At 31.0% G+C, this 19,210-nt stretch carries 20 protein-coding genes and 3 tRNA genes; 3 read left to right on the top strand and 20 right to left on the bottom strand.

Features of this window, described 5'->3' with window-relative positions; genetic code table 11:
- Nucleotides 1-821: 821 nt before the first annotated feature.
- The 18 genes from C4N20_RS07780 to C4N20_RS07695 all read right to left on the bottom strand — a co-directional run bounded on the left by C4N20_RS07780 (nucleotide 822) and on the right by C4N20_RS07695 (nucleotide 14,935).
- Nucleotides 822-1,472, bottom strand: a complete 651-nt coding sequence (locus C4N20_RS07780; protein WP_005978753.1) for a CDGSH iron-sulfur domain-containing protein — start codon at nucleotides 1,470-1,472, stop codon at nucleotides 822-824.
- A 94-nt stretch (nucleotides 1,473-1,566) separates the two neighbouring features.
- Nucleotides 1,567-2,571 carry a hypothetical protein gene (locus C4N20_RS07775; RefSeq protein WP_005978751.1) on the bottom strand — a complete coding sequence of 335 codons (1,005 nt, stop codon included), beginning with the start codon at nucleotides 2,569-2,571 and terminating at the stop codon, nucleotides 1,567-1,569.
- A 177-nt stretch (nucleotides 2,572-2,748) separates the two neighbouring features.
- Nucleotides 2,749-2,907, bottom strand: a complete 159-nt coding sequence (gene rd / locus C4N20_RS07770) for a rubredoxin (RefSeq protein ID WP_005978749.1) — start codon at nucleotides 2,905-2,907, stop codon at nucleotides 2,749-2,751.
- A 245-nt stretch (nucleotides 2,908-3,152) separates the two neighbouring features.
- A tRNA-Arg gene (locus C4N20_RS07765) sits at nucleotides 3,153-3,229 on the bottom strand.
- Nucleotides 3,230-3,276: 47 nt separating this feature from the next.
- A tRNA-Ser gene (locus tag C4N20_RS07760) sits at nucleotides 3,277-3,367 on the bottom strand.
- An 8-nt stretch (nucleotides 3,368-3,375) separates the two neighbouring features.
- Nucleotides 3,376-3,459, bottom strand: a tRNA-Ser gene (locus C4N20_RS07755).
- A gap of 130 nt (nucleotides 3,460-3,589) precedes the next feature.
- Nucleotides 3,590-3,790, bottom strand: coding sequence for a DUF1858 domain-containing protein (locus tag C4N20_RS07750; protein ID WP_005978748.1), 201 nt, complete (start codon nucleotides 3,788-3,790; stop codon nucleotides 3,590-3,592).
- Between the two features lie 82 nt (nucleotides 3,791-3,872).
- Nucleotides 3,873-4,835 carry a KpsF/GutQ family sugar-phosphate isomerase gene (locus tag C4N20_RS07745; RefSeq protein WP_005978746.1) on the bottom strand — a complete coding sequence of 321 codons (963 nt, stop codon included), beginning with the start codon at nucleotides 4,833-4,835 and terminating at the stop codon, nucleotides 3,873-3,875.
- Between the two features lie 18 nt (nucleotides 4,836-4,853).
- Nucleotides 4,854-5,693 (bottom strand): 3-deoxy-8-phosphooctulonate synthase, encoded by an 840-nt coding sequence (kdsA, locus tag C4N20_RS07740; RefSeq protein ID WP_005978745.1) that lies wholly within the window; start codon nucleotides 5,691-5,693, stop codon nucleotides 4,854-4,856.
- A gap of 9 nt (nucleotides 5,694-5,702) precedes the next feature.
- Entirely contained in the window at nucleotides 5,703-7,154 is a 1,452-nt protein-coding gene (locus C4N20_RS07735) for a UDP-N-acetylmuramoyl-L-alanyl-D-glutamate--2,6-diaminopimelate ligase (RefSeq protein WP_005978743.1), read from the bottom strand.
- A 76-nt stretch (nucleotides 7,155-7,230) separates the two neighbouring features.
- The gene (locus C4N20_RS07730; RefSeq protein WP_005978741.1) at nucleotides 7,231-7,608 is read right to left on the bottom strand and encodes a hypothetical protein; all 378 of its coding nucleotides are present in this window, start codon (nucleotides 7,606-7,608) and stop codon (nucleotides 7,231-7,233) included.
- 121 nt (nucleotides 7,609-7,729) lie between these two features.
- Nucleotides 7,730-8,404: a uracil-DNA glycosylase gene (locus C4N20_RS07725; RefSeq protein WP_005978738.1), complete on the bottom strand. Its 675-nt coding sequence runs from the start codon at nucleotides 8,402-8,404 to the stop codon at nucleotides 7,730-7,732.
- Nucleotides 8,405-8,431: 27 nt separating this feature from the next.
- Nucleotides 8,432-10,192 carry a TIGR03960 family B12-binding radical SAM protein gene (locus C4N20_RS07720; protein WP_005978736.1) on the bottom strand — a complete coding sequence of 587 codons (1,761 nt, stop codon included), beginning with the start codon at nucleotides 10,190-10,192 and terminating at the stop codon, nucleotides 8,432-8,434.
- A 67-nt stretch (nucleotides 10,193-10,259) separates the two neighbouring features.
- Nucleotides 10,260-10,679 (bottom strand): HD domain-containing protein, encoded by a 420-nt coding sequence (locus C4N20_RS07715; protein ID WP_005978734.1) that lies wholly within the window; start codon nucleotides 10,677-10,679, stop codon nucleotides 10,260-10,262.
- Nucleotides 10,680-11,531, bottom strand: coding sequence for a pseudouridylate synthase (locus C4N20_RS07710; protein ID WP_005978732.1), 852 nt, complete (start codon nucleotides 11,529-11,531; stop codon nucleotides 10,680-10,682).
- A 102-nt stretch (nucleotides 11,532-11,633) separates the two neighbouring features.
- Entirely contained in the window at nucleotides 11,634-12,455 is an 822-nt protein-coding gene (locus C4N20_RS07705; RefSeq protein WP_005978730.1) for a toxin-antitoxin system YwqK family antitoxin, read from the bottom strand.
- Between the two features lie 58 nt (nucleotides 12,456-12,513).
- Nucleotides 12,514-13,968: an IMP dehydrogenase gene (guaB, locus tag C4N20_RS07700; protein ID WP_005978728.1), complete on the bottom strand. Its 1,455-nt coding sequence runs from the start codon at nucleotides 13,966-13,968 to the stop codon at nucleotides 12,514-12,516.
- A gap of 142 nt (nucleotides 13,969-14,110) precedes the next feature.
- A complete protein-coding gene (locus C4N20_RS07695) occupies nucleotides 14,111-14,935 on the bottom strand; it encodes a mechanosensitive ion channel family protein (RefSeq protein ID WP_005978727.1) in 825 nt (274 codons plus the stop codon).
- A 213-nt stretch (nucleotides 14,936-15,148) separates the two neighbouring features.
- Between C4N20_RS07695 and C4N20_RS07690 the strand changes: the two genes are divergently transcribed.
- Genes C4N20_RS07690 through C4N20_RS07680 form a run of 3 tightly spaced genes read left to right on the top strand, consistent with a single transcriptional unit; the run spans nucleotide 15,149 to nucleotide 16,859 of the window.
- A complete protein-coding gene (locus tag C4N20_RS07690) occupies nucleotides 15,149-16,003 on the top strand; it encodes an alpha/beta fold hydrolase (RefSeq protein WP_005978725.1) in 855 nt (284 codons plus the stop codon).
- Nucleotides 16,004-16,028: 25 nt separating this feature from the next.
- Nucleotides 16,029-16,652, top strand: a complete 624-nt coding sequence (locus C4N20_RS07685; RefSeq protein WP_005978724.1) for a DUF1847 domain-containing protein — start codon at nucleotides 16,029-16,031, stop codon at nucleotides 16,650-16,652.
- Nucleotides 16,653-16,664: 12 nt separating this feature from the next.
- The gene (locus C4N20_RS07680) at nucleotides 16,665-16,859 is read left to right on the top strand and encodes a hypothetical protein (protein ID WP_005978723.1); all 195 of its coding nucleotides are present in this window, start codon (nucleotides 16,665-16,667) and stop codon (nucleotides 16,857-16,859) included.
- Between the two features lie 42 nt (nucleotides 16,860-16,901).
- Here the strand turns inward: C4N20_RS07680 and C4N20_RS07675 are convergent, their stop codons facing one another.
- A complete protein-coding gene (locus tag C4N20_RS07675) occupies nucleotides 16,902-17,885 on the bottom strand; it encodes a hydroxymethylglutaryl-CoA lyase (RefSeq protein WP_005978720.1) in 984 nt (327 codons plus the stop codon).
- A 34-nt stretch (nucleotides 17,886-17,919) separates the two neighbouring features.
- The gene (locus tag C4N20_RS07670) at nucleotides 17,920-19,209 is read right to left on the bottom strand and encodes a GntP family permease (protein ID WP_005978718.1); all 1,290 of its coding nucleotides are present in this window, start codon (nucleotides 19,207-19,209) and stop codon (nucleotides 17,920-17,922) included.
- Nucleotide 19,210 lies beyond the last annotated feature (1 nt).

Raw genomic sequence — 19,210 nt, 5'->3', positions numbered from 1 at the left:
AAAAGTTATAAATAAACTTTATTTATATATTTTTATTTTTAAAAAAATCTTTTATAACTATATATTTTCATTTTAATATTCATTTTTTACCTATTTAGACAACAAATTAATTTAATAAATTTGAAAATTGCAAAAAAAATGTCAATTATTACATTTTAACTTTGATTAGAAAAATCTAAATATACATTTCCATTAATATAAAATTTCTTTATCTTGTCTGTAATTGTATTAATAAATTCTTACATATTCTAGTTTCTATTTAAGTTATGAGAGTAATAGAAATCATTTTTTATATAGAAAAATAAAACAAATAAAAAAAGAACTATCTGATTGTAACAAATAGTTCTTTCTAGTGATTCACTTTTATTTCTTTGTCATACATTGCTCTTTTCTCTAAAGACCTGAATACCCCATTTCTCCCATTAGAATTAATCCAATTGTAATTCCAATGGTTATATTTCTCCCTCTTTTTTTGTTCCCGCTTTTTACAGCCTTCATAATCTTTTCAATCATCTTTCCCCTCTCTAAAATATTTATTCATGATTTTAACAAATACAAACAATCATACAATCATGATTAATATAGATTTTGAGGTAGTTATGCAAACTTTAAAGCACATTTATAAAGTTCGCATTTGTATGTAAAAGTGTCCACTTCAGATACCCCTTAAATACAAAAATCCCCAGTAAATTTATACTGAGGATTTTTTTACTTTTATTCTTTTTTATTAAAAAAATTTTTTTATTTTTTCTATAGAAATGTGATGCTCTTTTGAAAAAAATAAATCAATGTCCCATTGCATATATTTATATATATAAATTTTATTCTTCGTCATTAAAGTTTATATGTTTATGAGTTCCATCACAGAAAGGCTTATGCTTTGAATGGCCACATCTACATAGTGAATAGTGCTCCTTACTGTCTAATATCTCTTCTGAGCTATTATCATCTATTACTTTTACTCCACCAGTGATATTTATAGAACCATTTTTTTCAATAGTTATTTTTTCTACATCATGATATATTGTTTCTCTTTCTCCACCTTCTAATTGATATGAAAGAGCCCCTGATGGACAGCTTTTTATTACTTTTATCAATTTCTCAATATCTGTTGCATTTTTCATTTCTATCCAAGGAATTTTATCTGGGTTGAATACTTCTGGATAGCCCTTTACACATTTAGCAGCATGCTTACATATATATTTGTCAAAATATACTACTATTTTTTCTCCATTATACCCTTTTATTCCTCTAGTTTTTTCTTCTTCTCTCTCATTATTAAACTCTACTCCTCTTGCATGAGTACCATCACAGAAAGGTTTATTTTTAGAATGTCCACATCTGCACAATGAAACTGTTCTTGGTGTTTCGTATTCTTCCCCTTTGTAATTTTCTATTTTAGTATCCACAACTGTATAAGGACTGAATTTTGTAAAAACTATCATTCCCTTTTTATCTTTATCCTCTGCCATAAATACTCCTCCTAAAAAACATTTTATAAAAAATTTTACTTTATAGAATTATTCTGTTGTCCAGAAACATATCCTTTTTCTATATAAATATTTTTTAGAGATCGTATATAAAATCTACATCATTCATTGCAGCTGATTTTTCTATAATATTACATAATTCATTATATTCTTCATAAACTATTTTATTTATTCCAGCAACTGCCCTTGCACCTAAATGCAGTATTTTTTTATTTCTGTTTGTATGAATGATTATTTTCCTAAAATTTTTTCCAATCAGCCCCTCTTCATATGAGGCTGGAGTAGCAACTATCTTTTTTATCTCTCTCATATTATAAACTTTTCCATCAATATTAATACTGTCTATATCTACGTGTATCCTTTCAGGAGTTTCATTTCCCTTCCTTATATATTCACAAAATATAGCTATCCCAGGTATTCCAAACATTAAAATATTGAATAAAACCATCATTCCAAAAAACGAAGTTAATTCTCTTCCATCAGAATTTTTTTTAATCAAGAAATAAAGTCCACTGCTTAAAACTATAGCTGCTCCTGTTGCTATTATTATATATTTTTTCAGTAATCTCATATGCTCTTCTAAAATATCTTCCTTTGGAATAGTGAATATCTCTTTTTTCAGTGTTTCTTTTATCTCTTCTTTATCCAATGTTCTTTTATTTAAAACAGACAATACCTTATCAAATGATTTTTTAGAAAAGTTTGAAAGCTTTATCTCTCTTTCAACGCTTCCATCAAATATAATTAAAAATCTCTCTTTCTGTGTTGGTATAAAATTCACAGAATGAGTACATACTCTTGACGAAAAAAGGTATCTGTCAAATTCTAGTTTTTCTTTTGTAGATATCAGACTTTTTATGCTGACTTCCTTTTCTCCTATGTCTACAGTAATATATCCTGTTACTATAGAATAAATACTGCAAATTATTAAAACTACTATCCCTATTGGATATAAATAAGAAAATCTTATATATACAAAATTTGACAGTACATATGTTATAAAAAATATTATCCCCACACACCCTAGTATAGTCCAGATAAAATTATATACCATTATAAAAAAACTGCTTTTGTACTTCATTCTTCCCCCTTATGCTGTTTTTTATTATTCTAGCATAAAATTTTACTCTCTTCTATATATCAACAGTTGCTTTTATTTTAAAAGTTGTTTAGCTTAGGTTGCTGACTATTGTCTTTTATTCCTTAAAAACAAAAAGACAGGATGTAATTATCCTGTCTTCTATCTTTTAATTTTTTATTAGATTGCTTCGAAATCGTCTTTTCCTACTCCACATAAAGGACATACCCAATCATCAGGAATATCTTCAAAAGCTGTTCCAGCAGCTATTCCTCCATCTGGATCTCCCTCAACTGGATCATAAATATATCCACATACTTTACATTCATATTTTTTCATACCATTTCCTCCTAGTTATTATTTTAGTTTAAATAGGTAAATTACCTATATTATCGTATTTTTTTTATGTATCTATTATACATATACTGCTAATACCATGTACTTTCCTTTTTTATTTTTTAATTTTTTTTATTTTTTATACTTCTATTTCATAATCAGTATCTATATATCTCTTTCTTAATACAGTTTTTTTAAATAAAAAAGGCTGTAATCCTTTAGGCTACAGTCTTATTATTATTTTTAAATGGCGCACCCAAGAGGAGTCGAACCCCTAACCTTCTGATCCGTAGTCAGACGCTCTATCCAATTGAGCTATGGATGCACAGGATTTATATAAAAAAAAGGTAGTTGCCTACCTGAATTTACAAATGGCGGTGAAGGAGAGATTTGAACTCTCGGTACCGTTTATAGGTACTCTCCCTTAGCAGGGGAGTGCATTAGGCCACTCTGCCACTTCACCATCATATCTGGCGGAAGATCAGAGATTCGAACTCTGAAGTCTTGCGACGCCGGTTTTCAAGACCGGTTCCTTACCAATTAGGATAACCTTCCACGCATTAATTATAATATCATATGATTTCTTATTTGTCAATAATATATTTTTCAAATAGTGGCTCATAGATACTAAACAAGGCAGATTATATAAAAATCTGCCTTGTCTTTTTAATAATTTCTTATGTAATTATTTTTGTGCTGCTACTAATTCATTAGCTTCAGCTATTATAGCATCTGCATCTAATCCATGAGCAGTAATTCCTTCTCCTAGAGTTTCTCCAGCAGCTATCATACATCCTACACATCCTAGTCCATGTTTTCTGAATACATCAGCTAATACAGGATATTGTTGAACTGCTTCAAGGATATTCATATCTTTAGTTATCATTATTATCACTCCTTAAAAATTTAATTTTTGTGTATATCTATGATTATATAAAAATTTACTTCCCATGTCAACTATTTTCCAATTATCTTCCAACAACATTTAGAAGGTCATGTACTCTTACCATTCCTACCAATTTATCCTTGTCAAATACAGGAAGAACTGATATTTGACTCTCTCTGTTTTCCATAAGTTCCAAAGCATCTATTGCCATACTATCACTATCTACCTTAGTAAAGTTTCTAGTCATAATATCTTTTGCTTTAAATCCAAAAAATTCTTCTCTTCTTTTCAAAGCTCTTCTTATATCTCCCTCTGTAATTATTCCTACCATCAGGTCACCATTCATCACACAGACAGCTCCAAGTCTTTTGTCAGTCATTGTAAGTATTACATCATCTATTACACTTTCTTTATCACATAAAGGAATCATCTCGTCTTTATGCATTACATCTCTTACTTTCATCAAAAGTCTTTTTCCCAGACTTCCACCTGGATGGTACAATGCAAAATTTTCTGGCTTGAAATCTCTTTTCTTGATAAGAATTGCTGCAAGAGCATCTCCCATCACCAAAGTACTTGTAGTAGAAGACATTGGTGCAAGATTAAGAGGGCATCCCTCTCTCTTTACTCCTATATTTAATATATAGTCTGCTTCTCTTCCAAGTTTTGAATTTCTGTTTCCTGTCATTGCAACTATCTTGGCACCTATCTTTTTGATAGACGGAAGTATGGCAACTATTTCATCACTATTTCCACTATTTGATATAGCTATAACTACATCTTCTTTAGATATCATCCCAAGGTCTCCATGAAGTCCCTCTGCTGAGTTCATAAATACTGAATGTGTTCCAGTAGAAGCAAGTGTAGCAGCTATTTTTTTTCCAATCAACCCTGATTTTCCAATACCTGTTACTACTACTTTTCCTTCTGATTTCAATATTTCTTCAACTACATCTATCATTTCTCTGTTTATTTTATCTCTTACTATTTTTAATTCTTCTATCTCTGAATCAAAAACTTCCTTGGCATAATTGATTATATCCATTTCTCCTGTCATCTCCTATTATCTTCCTTTTACAAGATCATCTATTTTAACTGCCATTTTCAATATCTCTTCAAGGTCAGATAAATAAAGCATATTAGGGCCATCTGACATAGCTTTTTCTGGATTTGGATGTACCTCTGCAAATATTGCATCTACACCTATTGCAAGTCCCGCTCTCATTAATGGATAAACATACTCTCTGTCTCCAGAAGTAGCTGTTCCCAATCCTCCTGGCTTTTGTACTGCATGAGTTACATCAAATACCACTGGGTATCCAAATTTTCTCATTTCCATGAAAGCTCTCATATCTACTACCATGTTATTATATCCAAAAGTGCTTCCTCTTTCACAAAGCATAACATTAGGATTTCCACTTTCTTCCATTTTAGTTACTACATTTTTCATATCCCATGGAGCAAGGAACTGTCCTTTTTTTACATTTACAGGAAGTCCTGTTTCAGCTGCTGCTATGAGCAAATCTGTCTGTCTGCATAAAAATGCTGGTATCTGTATAAGGTCTACCACTTCTGCTGCCTTTTTACACTGCCATACTTCATGTACATCTGTTACCACTGGAAGCCCATATGTATCTTTTACTTTTTTCAGTATTCTAAGTCCTTCTTCTATTCCAGGTCCTCTATACGAATGGATAGATGATCTGTTAGCTTTATCAAAAGAAGCTTTGAATATATAGTTTATTCCTAATCTGTCACATATTTCTTTTACTTTTCCTGCTACTTCCATCACTAATTCTTCAGATTCTATTACACACGGACCTGCTATCAAAGTGAATCTATTATTTCCACCGATTTCTATATTTTTTCCTATTTTAACTTTTTTTACTTCACTTACCAGCATGATTCCCCCTTATTTCATTCTTTTCTTTTTTACTATCTCTCTTCTAGCAATCTCTCTATCATCAAAATGTATTTTTTTTCTTCCTAATATTTGATAAGTTTCATGCCCTTTTCCAGCTATAAGGATAATATCTTTTTCTTCTGCTAGTTCTACAGCCTTAGATATAGCATGATCTCTATCTTCCTCTACAATATGATTTTTTCCCTTCATTCCTTCCAGTACTTGTTCCACTATTTTGTGAGGGTCTTCTGTTCTTGGATTGTCTGATGTCACTATTGCAATATCGCTCAATCTTTCAGCTATTTCTCCCATAACAGGTCTTTTACTTGCATCTCTATCTCCACCACATCCAAAGACTGTTATTACTTTTCCTTTTTTCAATTCATTTATACTTTTTAATATATTTTCAAGAGCATCGCTAGTATGTGAATAGTCTACTATTACTGTAAAATTCTGTCCACAGTTTACCAGTTCATATCTTCCAGGTGCTCCTTTTAATTCTTTTATTCTCTCAAGAACAATTTCTTTTTCAATTCCCAGAAGCAAAGCTATAGATATTGCTCCAAGAACATTATATACATTATATCTTCCAAGTATAGCAAGTTTTGTTCTTGTTGAAAAAGCATCTATATGAAGTTCCACTTCCTGCCCATCTCCGTGAAACTCTACTATTCTTCCTCTTACTCTTCCTTCATTGTGCATACCATAAGAGATTCCTCCAAATTCTGAAGAAAGCCTTTTTCCATATAGATCATCTATATTGATGACACAGTTTTTTTCACAGCCTTTTTTCATCATTGTAAAAAGTTTTCTTTTTGCCTGAAAGTAATCTTCCATTGTCTTATGAAAATCAAGATGATCTAAAGTCAGATTAGTAAACATACTTACATCAAATTCAAGCATATCAACCCTTCCAAGATCAAGAGCATGAGAGCTAACTTCCATCACAAGATATTCCATTCCTTTTTCTACTGATCTCTTGCACATCTTCACTATGTCCAAAGATTCTGGAGTAGTATTAGGAGCTTCAATTACTTCATCTCCTATTTTATATTCTACAGTTCCTATTCTTGCAGTCTTATTACTTCCCAATATAGACTCTATAAGATAAGTTGTTGTTGTTTTTCCGTTAGTTCCTGTTATTCCTATAATCTTTAATTTTTTTTGAGGCCAATTATAAAAATTAGAAGCTAACACTCCTAATTTTTTTCTTAGATCCTTGATCCAAATATATTTTACTGGAAAGGCAGCTTCAACTTTTTTAGACACTAAAACGCATTTAGCTCCATTTTTTACTGCCTGTTCTATATAATTGTGTCCATCAGAGACAGCTCCTTCTAAAGCAACAAAAATATCTCCAGTTTTTATTTTTCTAGAATCATACTCTATGCCAGTATATTCTTCCTCTTTAGCTACATCTTTTAAAATTTCATATTCCAGTCCATTAAGAAATTTTTCCATTTAATATTCTCCTTAAAAAGAAATTTTGATACTGTAATAATTCTAGCATAAATTTTATTATTTTCATAGGAAAAGACTAATCCTCAACAACCAAAGAATTCTGTTTTGGATTATTTTTGTATGTGATCTCTTCTAATTTACTTTTATATTTTAAAAGTTCATTTGTAAGCTGTCCCTGCAAAGCAAAAAACCTCTTATTAAGATCATCCATATAGCCCCAGTCTGGAGTTTCTTTTCTCATTTCCTGCTGTATCTTGTATCTCATACTTTTCAATTGATCTTTTATTTCATTCGATTTAACTAAAAGATCCTCTCTAAGCTCTATCACTTCTTCTTTCTGCTCACTGCTTAATTCATTGAAGTAAACAGTGCATCCATCAATTATGATTTCATCAGCATATATGCGTAGAGTAGATATCGAAAATATTAAAATCAACATACTAATATACTTCATAATTAGCCTCCAGTTTATAACCTCTTTTACACAATTATATTAGACATCTGTGTCATATTTGTGACAACAACATTTATTTAATACAACTTAAATAAAAGATAAAACTGTAATATCACTCTATTTATACGTTTTCAATCTGCCAGTTGATTTCTTTCTTACCTAAACTACTCAATATTTCATTTATCTTTTTAAAATGTCCACACCCAAAAAATCCATTATGAGCTGATAGAGGACTTGGATGTGCTGCTTCAAGTATATAATGTCTATCAGTATTTATGAAAGCTTTTTTCTTTCTTGCATTTCCACCCCATAGAACAAATATAACTGGATCTTCTCTATCATTTAAGTATTTGATTATACTATCTGTAAATATTTCCCAACCAACTTTTGAATGAGAATTTGCTGCTCCTGCTCTCACTGTAAGAGCAGTATTTAAAAGAAGTATTCCTTGTTCTGCCCATGGCACTAAATATCCATTGTTTGGCACATACAGTCCCAATTCATCTCTTAGTTCTTTATACATATTTTGCAGTGATGGAGGAGTTTTTATTCCTATGTTCACAGAAAACGCTAAACCATGTGCCTGATTAGGACCATGATAAGGATCTTGTCCCAAAATTAGTACTTTACAATCTTTATAGCTTGTAAGTTTCAACGCTGAAAATATATTTTCCATCTTTGGATAAATAGTTTCAGATTTATATTCTGTTATTAGAAATTTTCTCAATTTTTGGTAGTATTCTTTTTCAAACTCATCTTTTAGTATTTCATCCCAATCATTATTCAAGTTTACCATTTTCTTCTCTCCTCCAATTTGTAATTTTTATTCTGTGGCTATTTTTAAACAGTTAGGAAATCTTTTTTTCATTCCACATCCAGAACATACTTCTCTGCAATCTGGTGTCAGAGCTCCTTCTTCTGCTTTTTTATATTCCCTTAAAAGAAAACTTTTATCTACTCCTATATCTATCATATCCCAAGGAAGATCAGCTTCTAGATTTCTTCCTCCTAGATAATCTTTCTCATCTATTCCTAATTCATCAGCTGATGATTTCCAGATATCATAATTATCTTTATAGTCATCAAGTTTTGCTCCTTTTTTCCATGCAAGTTCTATTAGATCCCCTGTTCTTTCATCTCCTCTTGAAAGGAATCCCTCAAGATAAGATTTTCTCATATCATGTATTCTTAAAGTACAATGCTTTGATGTTTTAAATAAGTCTTTTAATATTCTGTGTTTTCTTTTCATCTCTTCTATATCCATCTGTTCTGACCATTGGAATGGTGTATGAGGTTTTGGAACAAAGTTTGAAACGCTTACTGTTACATTTATTCTTTTACTTATAGGTCTGCATCTCTTTATAACCTTAGAAGCAAGTTCAAATATTTCTGCCACATCTTCATCTGTTTCAAAAGGAAGTCCAATCATAAAGTAGAATTTTAGATTTTCCCATCCCCCTCTTATAGCAGCTTCAGCAGTAGCCAATACATCTTCTTCTTCTACACCTTTGTTGATTATATCTCTCAATCTTTGTGACCCAGCTTCTGGAGCAAAAGTAAATCCAGTTCTTTTTCCTCCGCTGATATCATCTGCCACTTGGACAGAGTATGGATTCATTCTCAAAGATGGAAGTGAAATTCCAAGGTTTCTATTTTCATATCTGTTTTTTAATCCTTTGATAAGATCATCTATTTTACTGTAATCACTGCTGCTCAAAGATGAAAGAGATATTTCCGAATATCCAGTATTTTTTATCATTTTCTCAATAAGCTCACAGTTATTTTTAAAACTTCTTTCTCTTACTGGTCTGTACACAATTCCAGCTTGACAGAATCTGCATCCTCTTGTGCATCCTCTCTGTATCTCTACAGAAGCTCTGTCATGTACTATATTTATATATGGTACAAGCTGATCATCATAAAATTCTGTTTTATCCAAATCTTCAACAATAGCTCTTCTTACTCTTTTCTTTCCTTTATGAAGAACAGGAACATATACTCCATCAAAACCTTCTATTAATTTTAATTTTTCTAATTTACTCTTATCACAGTTAGCTGTAAGCACCTCAGCTATTTTCACCATGACATCTTCTCCATCTCCTATTACTACAAAATCAAGAAACTTTTCCATAGGAACAGGATTCATCATACAAGTTCCCCCTGCCATTATCAGTGGATATTCCTCTCCTCTATCTTTACTTTCAACGGGTATCCCTGCTAAATCTAAAGCATTTAATACATTTGGATAGCACATCTCATAAGATAATGAAAATCCTACCACATCAAATTCTTTCAATGGAGTCTTACTTTCCAGAGAAAACATTGGTATTCCATTTTCCCTCATCAAATTTTCCATATCCTCCATTGGAGAAAATCCTCTTTCTAAAGAAAATCCTTCCACTCTGTTCATAAGGCTATATAATATTCTTATTCCCAGATTAGACATTCCTACTTCATATATATCAGGAAAAAACAGGCACATTCTTGCTTTAAAATCATCTTTATGTATGCTGTTTATTTCATTTCCCAAATATTGTGCTGGCTTCTCAACTTTTAATAAATATTTATCTAAATTTACTCTCATATTTTCCTCACTTTTTTTATTATTACATTTTATTTTATCATTTTCTTAGCAAAATTACCTGCTTTTTTTACTTATCATCTAATTTTTGAAACTCTTTCATCTTGATATTATTGCTTTTATCATGGTGTATTCTACATAATTGAGCTAATTCTTTATTTATACTTTTTAATTTTTCATAGGCATTCTCAGTATGTCCTTCAAGTTTTCTATCTCCTACTACTACCTTTTTCATTCTTTTTAAAAATGTAGTTTTTCCTTTTCCACTATCATGAAGAAGAGCAAGTTTCCAATATAGCTTATCATCTTTTAATATTTCATTCTCTTTAACAAAATTTAGCAATCTAAAAGAATGAACTTTGTCATACTCCATCATAGTATCAAAAATCTTAAATTCGTCTTCTGAAAGAATTTTTTTCACAGTCTCATCTTTTTCCCCATCATATTTTCCAAATACATAGATGATCCCTTGTCTGAGCCTATTCAACATTTAGATCTCCCTCACTACTATATCTCCATATTTTTTCTTCATCTCTTTAATATTTTTACCATTTTTTCCTATAAATTCCCCTCTTTTTCCTTGAGGAACATAGAAAATATACAAACTTCCATCTGCTGTTTTTTCAATTTTTATTACATTTTCTTCTTCTATATCTGGTATTTCCTGAAGAACAATATTCTTCATTTCATTTTTTAAATAAACTTTTTCAAGAGTTAAGTATTTTCCCATAAGAGGCTCTTTTTTTCCTGTAAGTATATACCCAGACATTATTCTTACCTGCTTAGGCATAAAAGAATTTCCTAGAAATCTTAATTTCCCATTTTCATATGTAATCTTTACTTCTCTTATATGTTCTTTGAGTTCAAGCCCTTTTTTATCTGTAAACTCGCTTACATCATATGTTCCACTGAGTTCTTTACAAAGTTTTTCTATTTCTTCTTCTGTATTTTTAATAAGTTTTTCAGGATATGAATATATATATTCTCTCTTTTCTATCATGTCTGGAAACACAATATTAGGAAAAGTTTTCTTTATCATTGTAACTTTTAAATCAGTATCAGAATTTTTATTGAAATCTTCCTGTATTTTTTTTATATTTCCATTAAAATTACTGCTGACATAGAGAATATTTTCATTTGCACTTACCTTAGCATCTGTTCTTCCTGCCTGTTGTACCCCTTTTGCCCAAGTGAAACCTATTTTCTCCATTACTTCTCTAAATTTTCCTTTTATACTCTTTTTTTCATTCATCTCGTCAAAAGATTGAAATTTTGCTCCATTATATGAGATATAGAACATATATCCCCACTTCTTACTTTTTTCTACTGCTCTTATATCCATACCTTTTCTCCTTACTTTCCAATTCTTTTAATTATATCATATCATCAAAGAAAAAAAAAGCTGTAAGCAGTTTTCACTGCTTGCAGCTTTAAATATTTTTTATTAATTCCAAGTCTGGCTTTTTAATCTTCCATTTTCATAAATAGCTATACTATCAACTGTCCCATCTTCTTGATATCTTTTCCAAGTACCATCTTTGACCCAGTTCTTGTATTTTCCTTCTTCTAATATTTTTCCATTATCCCAGAAAAATTTCCATTCTCCAGTTCCAGCACTCATATCACTTTTATGAAGAAGCTTACCATTTTGAGCATAAAATTCAATTCCAGTTACTCTATTATTTCTATATTTTGTAATAGCTTTTACACTTCCATCTGAATAGTATGACCTCTGCTCACCATTAAGTTTTTCATCTACATATCTTTCAGTCATAACGATATTTCCTTCATCAGAATACCATATCTTATCTCCATTCAATTTTCCATTTACATAAGCTTCACTATATTCAATAATATCTCCAATAAACAGTCCAAATTCACCAGTGAAAGGTTTATCTTCTCCTTGAGCGTATACAAGTTTATCACTTCCATGGACTTTTTGACTAATATCAAGCATTTTTCCATTGCTTTTCTGCAATGCTTTTTGTGCATCAGTTAATTTTATCTCACTTTTAACTGTATCCTCTGTTGTTATTGTTTCAGAAGTTATTCCTTCTTTTTTTTCAGATGTGTTTAGTTTTTCTAAAGGCTTCAGCTCATTATCTATATTTGATACAGGTCTTGGTACTTCTGTTTTTGTTAGTGATGATGTTCCACTATTGATTTCATCCAGAGTTTTTATCTCTCTAAGTCCTTCAGCAAAAGCCTGCGAACTAAATAACAATACAGCTGATAAGAAAATAATTATTCTTTTTCCTTTTTTCACTTTTTCCTCTCCTTAAACTTAAAAATAAAATAAATCAGTCCCAAGAGGAAACATATCCTTATTTAGAATAGTTTGGAGCCTCTTTTGTTATAGTAATATCATGTGGGTGGCTTTCTTTTAGACCTGCTCCTGTTATTTTTATAAATCTTCCATTTATTTTAAGATCTTCTATAGTAGGTGTTCCACAGTATCCCATACCAGCTCTGATTCCTCCGCAAAGTTGGAATATAACATCTTTAAGATTTCCTTTGTATGCAATACGTCCTTCAATTCCTTCTGGAACTAGTTTTTGAGCATCATTTTGGAAATATCTGTCTTTTGATCCTCTTTTCATTGCTGCGATAGAACCCATTCCTACATATATTTTATATCTTCTTCCTTCAAGAATTATCTCTTCTCCTGGTGCTTCTTTAGTTCCAGCTAGAAGTCCTCCAAGCATTACACAGTCTGCTCCAGCAGCTAATGCTTTTACAATATCTCCAGAAAGTTTTATTCCTCCATCAGCTATTACTCCTATACCTCTGTCTTTACATACTTGGTATACGTCATTTACAGCTGTAAGCTGAGGAACTCCTACTCCTGCTACTACTCTTGTTGTACAAATTGATCCTGGTCCAATTCCTACTTTTACTGCATTTACTCCAGCAGCTATAAGGTCTAAAGCAGCCTCAGCAGTTACTATATTTCCCCCAATTAAGTTTAACTCAGGGAAAGCTTCTCTTATTTCTCTTATTTTTTTAATAACTCCTGCTGAATGTCCATGTGCAGAGTCAACAGTGATAATATCTACCCCTGCTCTTACTAAAGCTTCTACTCTTTCTAAAGTATCTGCTCCAATTCCTACTGCTGCTCCTACTCTAAGAGTTCCATGAGCATCCTTACAAGCATTTGGATATTCTACTAAATTATCTATATCTTTTATTGTGATAAGTCCTTTTAAGTATCCAGCCTCATCTGTTATTGGAAGTTTTTCTATTCTGTTAGAAAGAAGAACCTCTTTTGCCTGTTCTAAAGTAGTTCCTACTGAAGCTGTGATAAGATTTTCTTTAGTCATTATCTCACCAACAAGCTGCTCCATATCTTTATGATATTTTATGTCTCTATTTGTAACTATCCCTATAAGTCTTCCATCATCTTCAATAACTGGAAGCCCAGATATTTTATATCTTCTCATTAAATCTTCAGCAAAACCTACTGTACAATCTTCTTTTAAAGTAACAGGATTTCTTATCATTCCGCTTTCGATTCTCTTTACTCTGTCTACTTCAGCAGCCTGATCAGCTATACTCATATTTTTATGAATAAATCCAATCCCTCCTTGTCTTGCTAAAGCAATAGCTAAATCTGATTCAGTTACAGTATCCATCGCAGCACTAAGAACTGGTACATTAAGTACTATATCCTTTGTTAGATTAGTTTTTAGACTTACCTCATGTGGTAAAACGTCTGATTTTGCTGGTACTAATAGCACGTCATCAAATGTAATAGCTTCTTTTACTATTTTTCCGTTCATATCCCTCTCCTTTTTCATAAAAACTTAATATTTATACTTTATAAAATCAAAATTTAACAACAAAAAACTTTATATATATTTCGACTATTATAGCACAAATTTAAGAATTTTGTCACATAAAAAAAGATATTTTTTATAAATATTACTTTTCAGTTCTATTGTATATATCAATTTTCTGATATGGGATTTCAACACCATTTTCATCAAATACTCTTTTTACCTCTTCGTTAAAGTCATATAATGTTTCCCAGTAGTCTGAACTTTTTACCCAGACTCTGAAATTATAGTCTAAAGAGCTAGCACTTTGCTTAGCCATTCTTATTGTTATTGCCTTATCTTTTAATACTGCTGGATGATTTTCAGCTATTTGTCTTAACAGTTCTTTAGTTTTATCTATTGGGGTATCATATGAAACTGTAAATACCATATCCAGTCTTCTTTCAGGCTTTCTAGAATAATTTATTATTGCATTGTTTGCAAGCTGTCCATTTGGAACTACAATTACTTTATTATCTGTAGTAATAAGAGTAGTATAAAGAATATGTATCTGATCTACTGTACCTTCTATTCCACCGTTATTAGAAATGTAGTCTCCCTTTGAAAACTGCTTGAAGAAAAGAATAAGCACTCCTCCTGCAAGGTTAGATAAACTTCCTTGTAAAGCCAAACCAACTGCGATACCTGCGGTACCTAAAACAGTTACTAAAGATGTAGCTTTTATTCCTATAACACTAACTACTACAAAAAATAAAGCAATATATCCAATAGTTTTTAATAATGAAACTGTAAAACTTTCAAGTAATGGATCAACATTTTTCTTTTCAAGTGTTTTCTTATAAGTTGTCAAAAGCATTCCCAAAAACTTAGGCCAAATTATAAATAAAATTATCAGAATCAATCCTCTGATTACCAGTCCTGGAAGGGCTGCAAAAATATCCGTTAGAAAACTTTCTAATAATGCATGCATGTTATATATCACTCCTTTAAAATTATTTTAAATTTACATAATTATACCAAAATTTTATATTCATTCTTTTATTTTTTAACAAATTTTTTTTCATTCATATTAATTATAATATTTTTTCTAATTTTTAACAAGTCCCTAGTATAAATTATTCCTGTAATTTTATTTCATTTTTCTTAATTTATAAGATATAATGATATTACAGAGGTGAAATTTATGACAAAAAGTATAAAAGGAATCATACAAGTCATTCATGGAATGAGTGAACATGAAGGAAGATACACCCATTTCTTTAAATATTTTACTGAAAGAGGCTATCTTGTCTTTCTCCATGAACATCTGCATCACGGAAGTAATATTACAGCAAAAGATGAACTTGGAATATTTCAAAGTGATTTTCCTACATTAATAAAAGAGCAGGCAGCATATACTGAAAAATTAAAAAAAGATTATCCTGATACTCCTTTCTTTGTATTCGGACACAGTATGGGATCTTTTATTGCACAGGAACATATGAAAAGCTGTTGGTCTAAAATAGATGGATATATACTCTGTGGTTCATGCTACAAGCAGCCTTTTTTATGGAAAGCTGGAGAAATTGCAAGTTATCTTTTAGATAAACTCTATCGAAACAGAAGAGCCTATATAATTAAAAAACTTGTTTTCTTAAATTCCAACAGTAAAACAAGATCTGAATATTATTATAATGAAAATTCATGGCTTTCTAGAGATATTGAAGAAGTAAAAAAATACTGTAATGATAAACTATGTGATTTCACTTACAGTAGTACTTTTTATACAACTTTCTTTAATTTTTTAAATTCTCTCTATTCAGAAGAGTCTTTTAAAAATATATCAAGAAAGCTTCCCATAATGATAGTGGCAGGAGATATGGATCCTGTAGGAAAATTTGGAAAAGGAGTTATAGAACTTGAGAAATTCTATAACAATATTGGATTTGATGATGTTACATGTCATTTATATAAAAATGCAAGGCATGAACTTCATAATGAAATAAACAGAGATGAAGTTTTTGCTGATATTGAAAAATGGTTGGAAATTAGAATTTAAACATATATTTAAGGAGATGATTTTTATGTACACTTGTGACGCTTGTACAAAATATGTTTGCAGAACTGGAAATCTTGAAGAAGCTCCTCTTAACTGTCCATGCAGAGAATTGGATAATATAGAGGAAGTCAAAAAATTTTATCTTGAAAAAGAAAATATGAATCTTGCTCATAATTCAGCCCTTGTTGAGAGTGAAGGGTATTGTAAACAGACTAGAGTAGAAGAAATAATAAATTTTGCTAATAAATGCGGATACAAAAAACTGGGACTTGCATTTTGTGTAGGACTTTCAAAAGAAGCTAAAATTTTTGCTTCTATACTTAGAAATCATGGATTCGAAGTAGAGTCTTTAGCGTGTAAAAACGGTTCTGTTCTTAAAGAATTTATTGGGATTTCTAATGAAGAGCAAGTTAGACCTTGTACTTATGAACCTATGTGCAACCCTATTGGTCAGGCAAAACTTTTAAATCAATCTGGAACTCAGTTAAATATACTTTTAGGACTTTGTGTAGGACATGACTCTTTATTCCTAAAATATTCAGAAGCTCCTGTTACAGTATTTGCAGTAAAAGACAGAGTACTAGGACATAATCCTCTCGCTGCTATATACATGGCTGAAGGATATTACAAGAAAAAACTTTTTAAATAAAAGCGAGGAAAAATGATAATAGAAAAAAATTCCCTTTGGATAAATAATAAAAATGGAAGAGAGTACCAAGCTGTAAATGAAGCTATTGACTGCACTAATGAAAGAGATGGATTGATAGTGGTAGTTTATATATGCAAAGAAGCTGAAGGAAAACTTTTTGTAAGAGAAAAAAGTGAGTTTTTAAAAAAATTCTCACCGAAGAAATAGAAAACAAGGTGGCTCAAAATTGCTTTGAACCACCTTGTTTTTTTATAATGCAGAATTATTTTTTACTGAACTTGTAAAGGAATGTAGCTCTCTCCCTAACATTTTTTCAAGTTCTAATCCTAGTTTGTATAATTTTTTATGATCTATCCCTGTTTCTATTCCCATCTCATTCACCATTGTTGTAAAATCTTCTGTGCTCACTAATCCTGTTCTTCTAGATTCAAAATAGTATTCCCCTGTTCCTTTGATAGGTAATCCATCCATGAAATTAGCTACCTGTCCTCCTATTCCACCTATTGTACAGTCAAAATTTATTATTCCAGCCATCATTGCTGCATAATATCCTGCTATTCCTGTTCCTCTTATATCATGTATATGAAAAGAATGTTTTGAAGGATCTGGATATTTTTCAAGAACTACACTAAAATATTCAAGAATATCTTTTGGAGTAGCTTTTCCATCAGGATCTGAATGCTCTATTTCATCAAATCCTATTTGGAACATCCTATCTGCAAATTCATAAGCTTTTTCTATTGGTACTTCTCCTTGAATAGGGCATCCAAATATTGTTCCTATATTTCCAACTACTTTTTTTATCCCAGCATCATGTAAAAGTTTTACATTTTTTTCTGCTTCTAAAAAAAGTTCTTCATGTGTCCTATTCATATTTTTTTTAGCATAAGCTTCGCTCGTAGCTAGCTGCCCAGTTAATACTCTATCTATTTTTATTCCCTCTTCTAAAAGTTTAACCACTCTTTCCACAGCTTTTTTATTTAAAGCCAAAACAGTATATTCCACATCATCTCTTTTAGGAAGTGCTCTCATTAAATCATCTATATCTCTAAATTGAGGTACATACTTTACATGACTCATTGAACCTACTTCTATTTTTTTCACTCCAGCATCTATTAATTTTTCTGCTATATGAAGTTTTCCTTCTAATGGTAAAAACTTTTCTTCATTTTGCAGTCCATCACGCATGGTAATATCTATTATATTTATTTTTTTTGGTAATTCAATTTTCATCCCTTTCTCCTTTTTAAATATTTCATTTTTTCTTTTATAAAACAGGATATAAAATTGTTCCTAATAAAATACTTACTGCTAGTCCAGCCAAAGTACATACTACAGTAGGAAAAAATATATATTTATATGCTTCCTTGTGAGTTGTTCCGCTTATTGTCAAAAGTGTTATCACAGCTCCATTATGAGGAAGGCTATCCAATCCTACAGATGCTGCTGATCCTACTCTATGAAGTATTTCAGGACTCAATCCTAATGCCAGATACCTAGAAGCCATAGCTTCTAAAGCTATTCCCAATCCTCCTGAGCCTGAGCCACATGCACCTGCCAGTACAGTTGTCATTATTCCAAAAGAAACAAGAGGTGATCCCTTTAAATTTGTACTAAAATCAAATAATTGCTGAAATCCTGATGAATTTTTTACAACAGCACCAAATCCTACTACTACTGCTGTATTTATAATAGCTATAGCTGCATTTTTTGAAGAATAATTAAATATATCCAATATATTTCCAAGATTTTTAAAGAACAGTATTACACATAATATTATTCCACATAACATTGCAAGTATTACATCCTGTTTTAAAATATTTAAAACTACCAGTATCAGAATTATTGGCAATACTGATACAAAAGGACTAGGAAGTTTCTCAATAGAATTAACTTTTGCAAGACTCTTTATTGTGTCTTCATCATCTATAAAAATATCTCCTCTAAGTTTAGCCTTTTTTGCTTCTCTTAGAAAAAATACACATACCAGCAACATAACTACAAGTCCTGCTGCTATTCCAACTACTGGAGCCGCCATTGTTGTAGTTCCAAGATATTGTATAGGAATAACATTTACTAAATTAGGTGTCCCTGGAAAATTTGCACATGCAAATGTGAAGCATCCTCCTGCTATTGCACCTGGAAGCAAATATCTTGGAAGATTCGCTTTTTTAAACAATGATAGTGCTATTGGATACAGACTAAATACTACCACAAGAGTAGTCACTCCTCCATATACTAAAACTGCTCCAGCAAATATCACTCCTAAAATTGCATATTTCTCTCCTAATTTTTCTGCTAGAAATTTTGCTATAGAAGCTGCTGATCCTGTTTCTTCCATCACTTTCCCAAAAAGCACACTGAAGAAAAATATTAAAAAGTTGTTTTGAACAAACCCAGCTGCCCCCATCATATATGAATCTTTGATGGCAGTAAGTACTGGTTGCCCTGACAATAATGCCATCACTGCTGCTGCCAATATTCCAACTACTACTATATTTATTTTCTTAAAAGACAGAAAAATCAAAAGAATTAATGAAACTATAATTGCTACCATT

It is taken from the genome of Fusobacterium ulcerans (assembly GCF_003019675.1).
Lineage (GTDB): Bacteria > Fusobacteriota > Fusobacteriia > Fusobacteriales > Fusobacteriaceae > Fusobacterium_A > Fusobacterium_A ulcerans.
The sequence above is the reverse complement of the archived record's forward strand: the minus strand, read 5'-3'. Positions and strand labels throughout refer to the sequence as shown.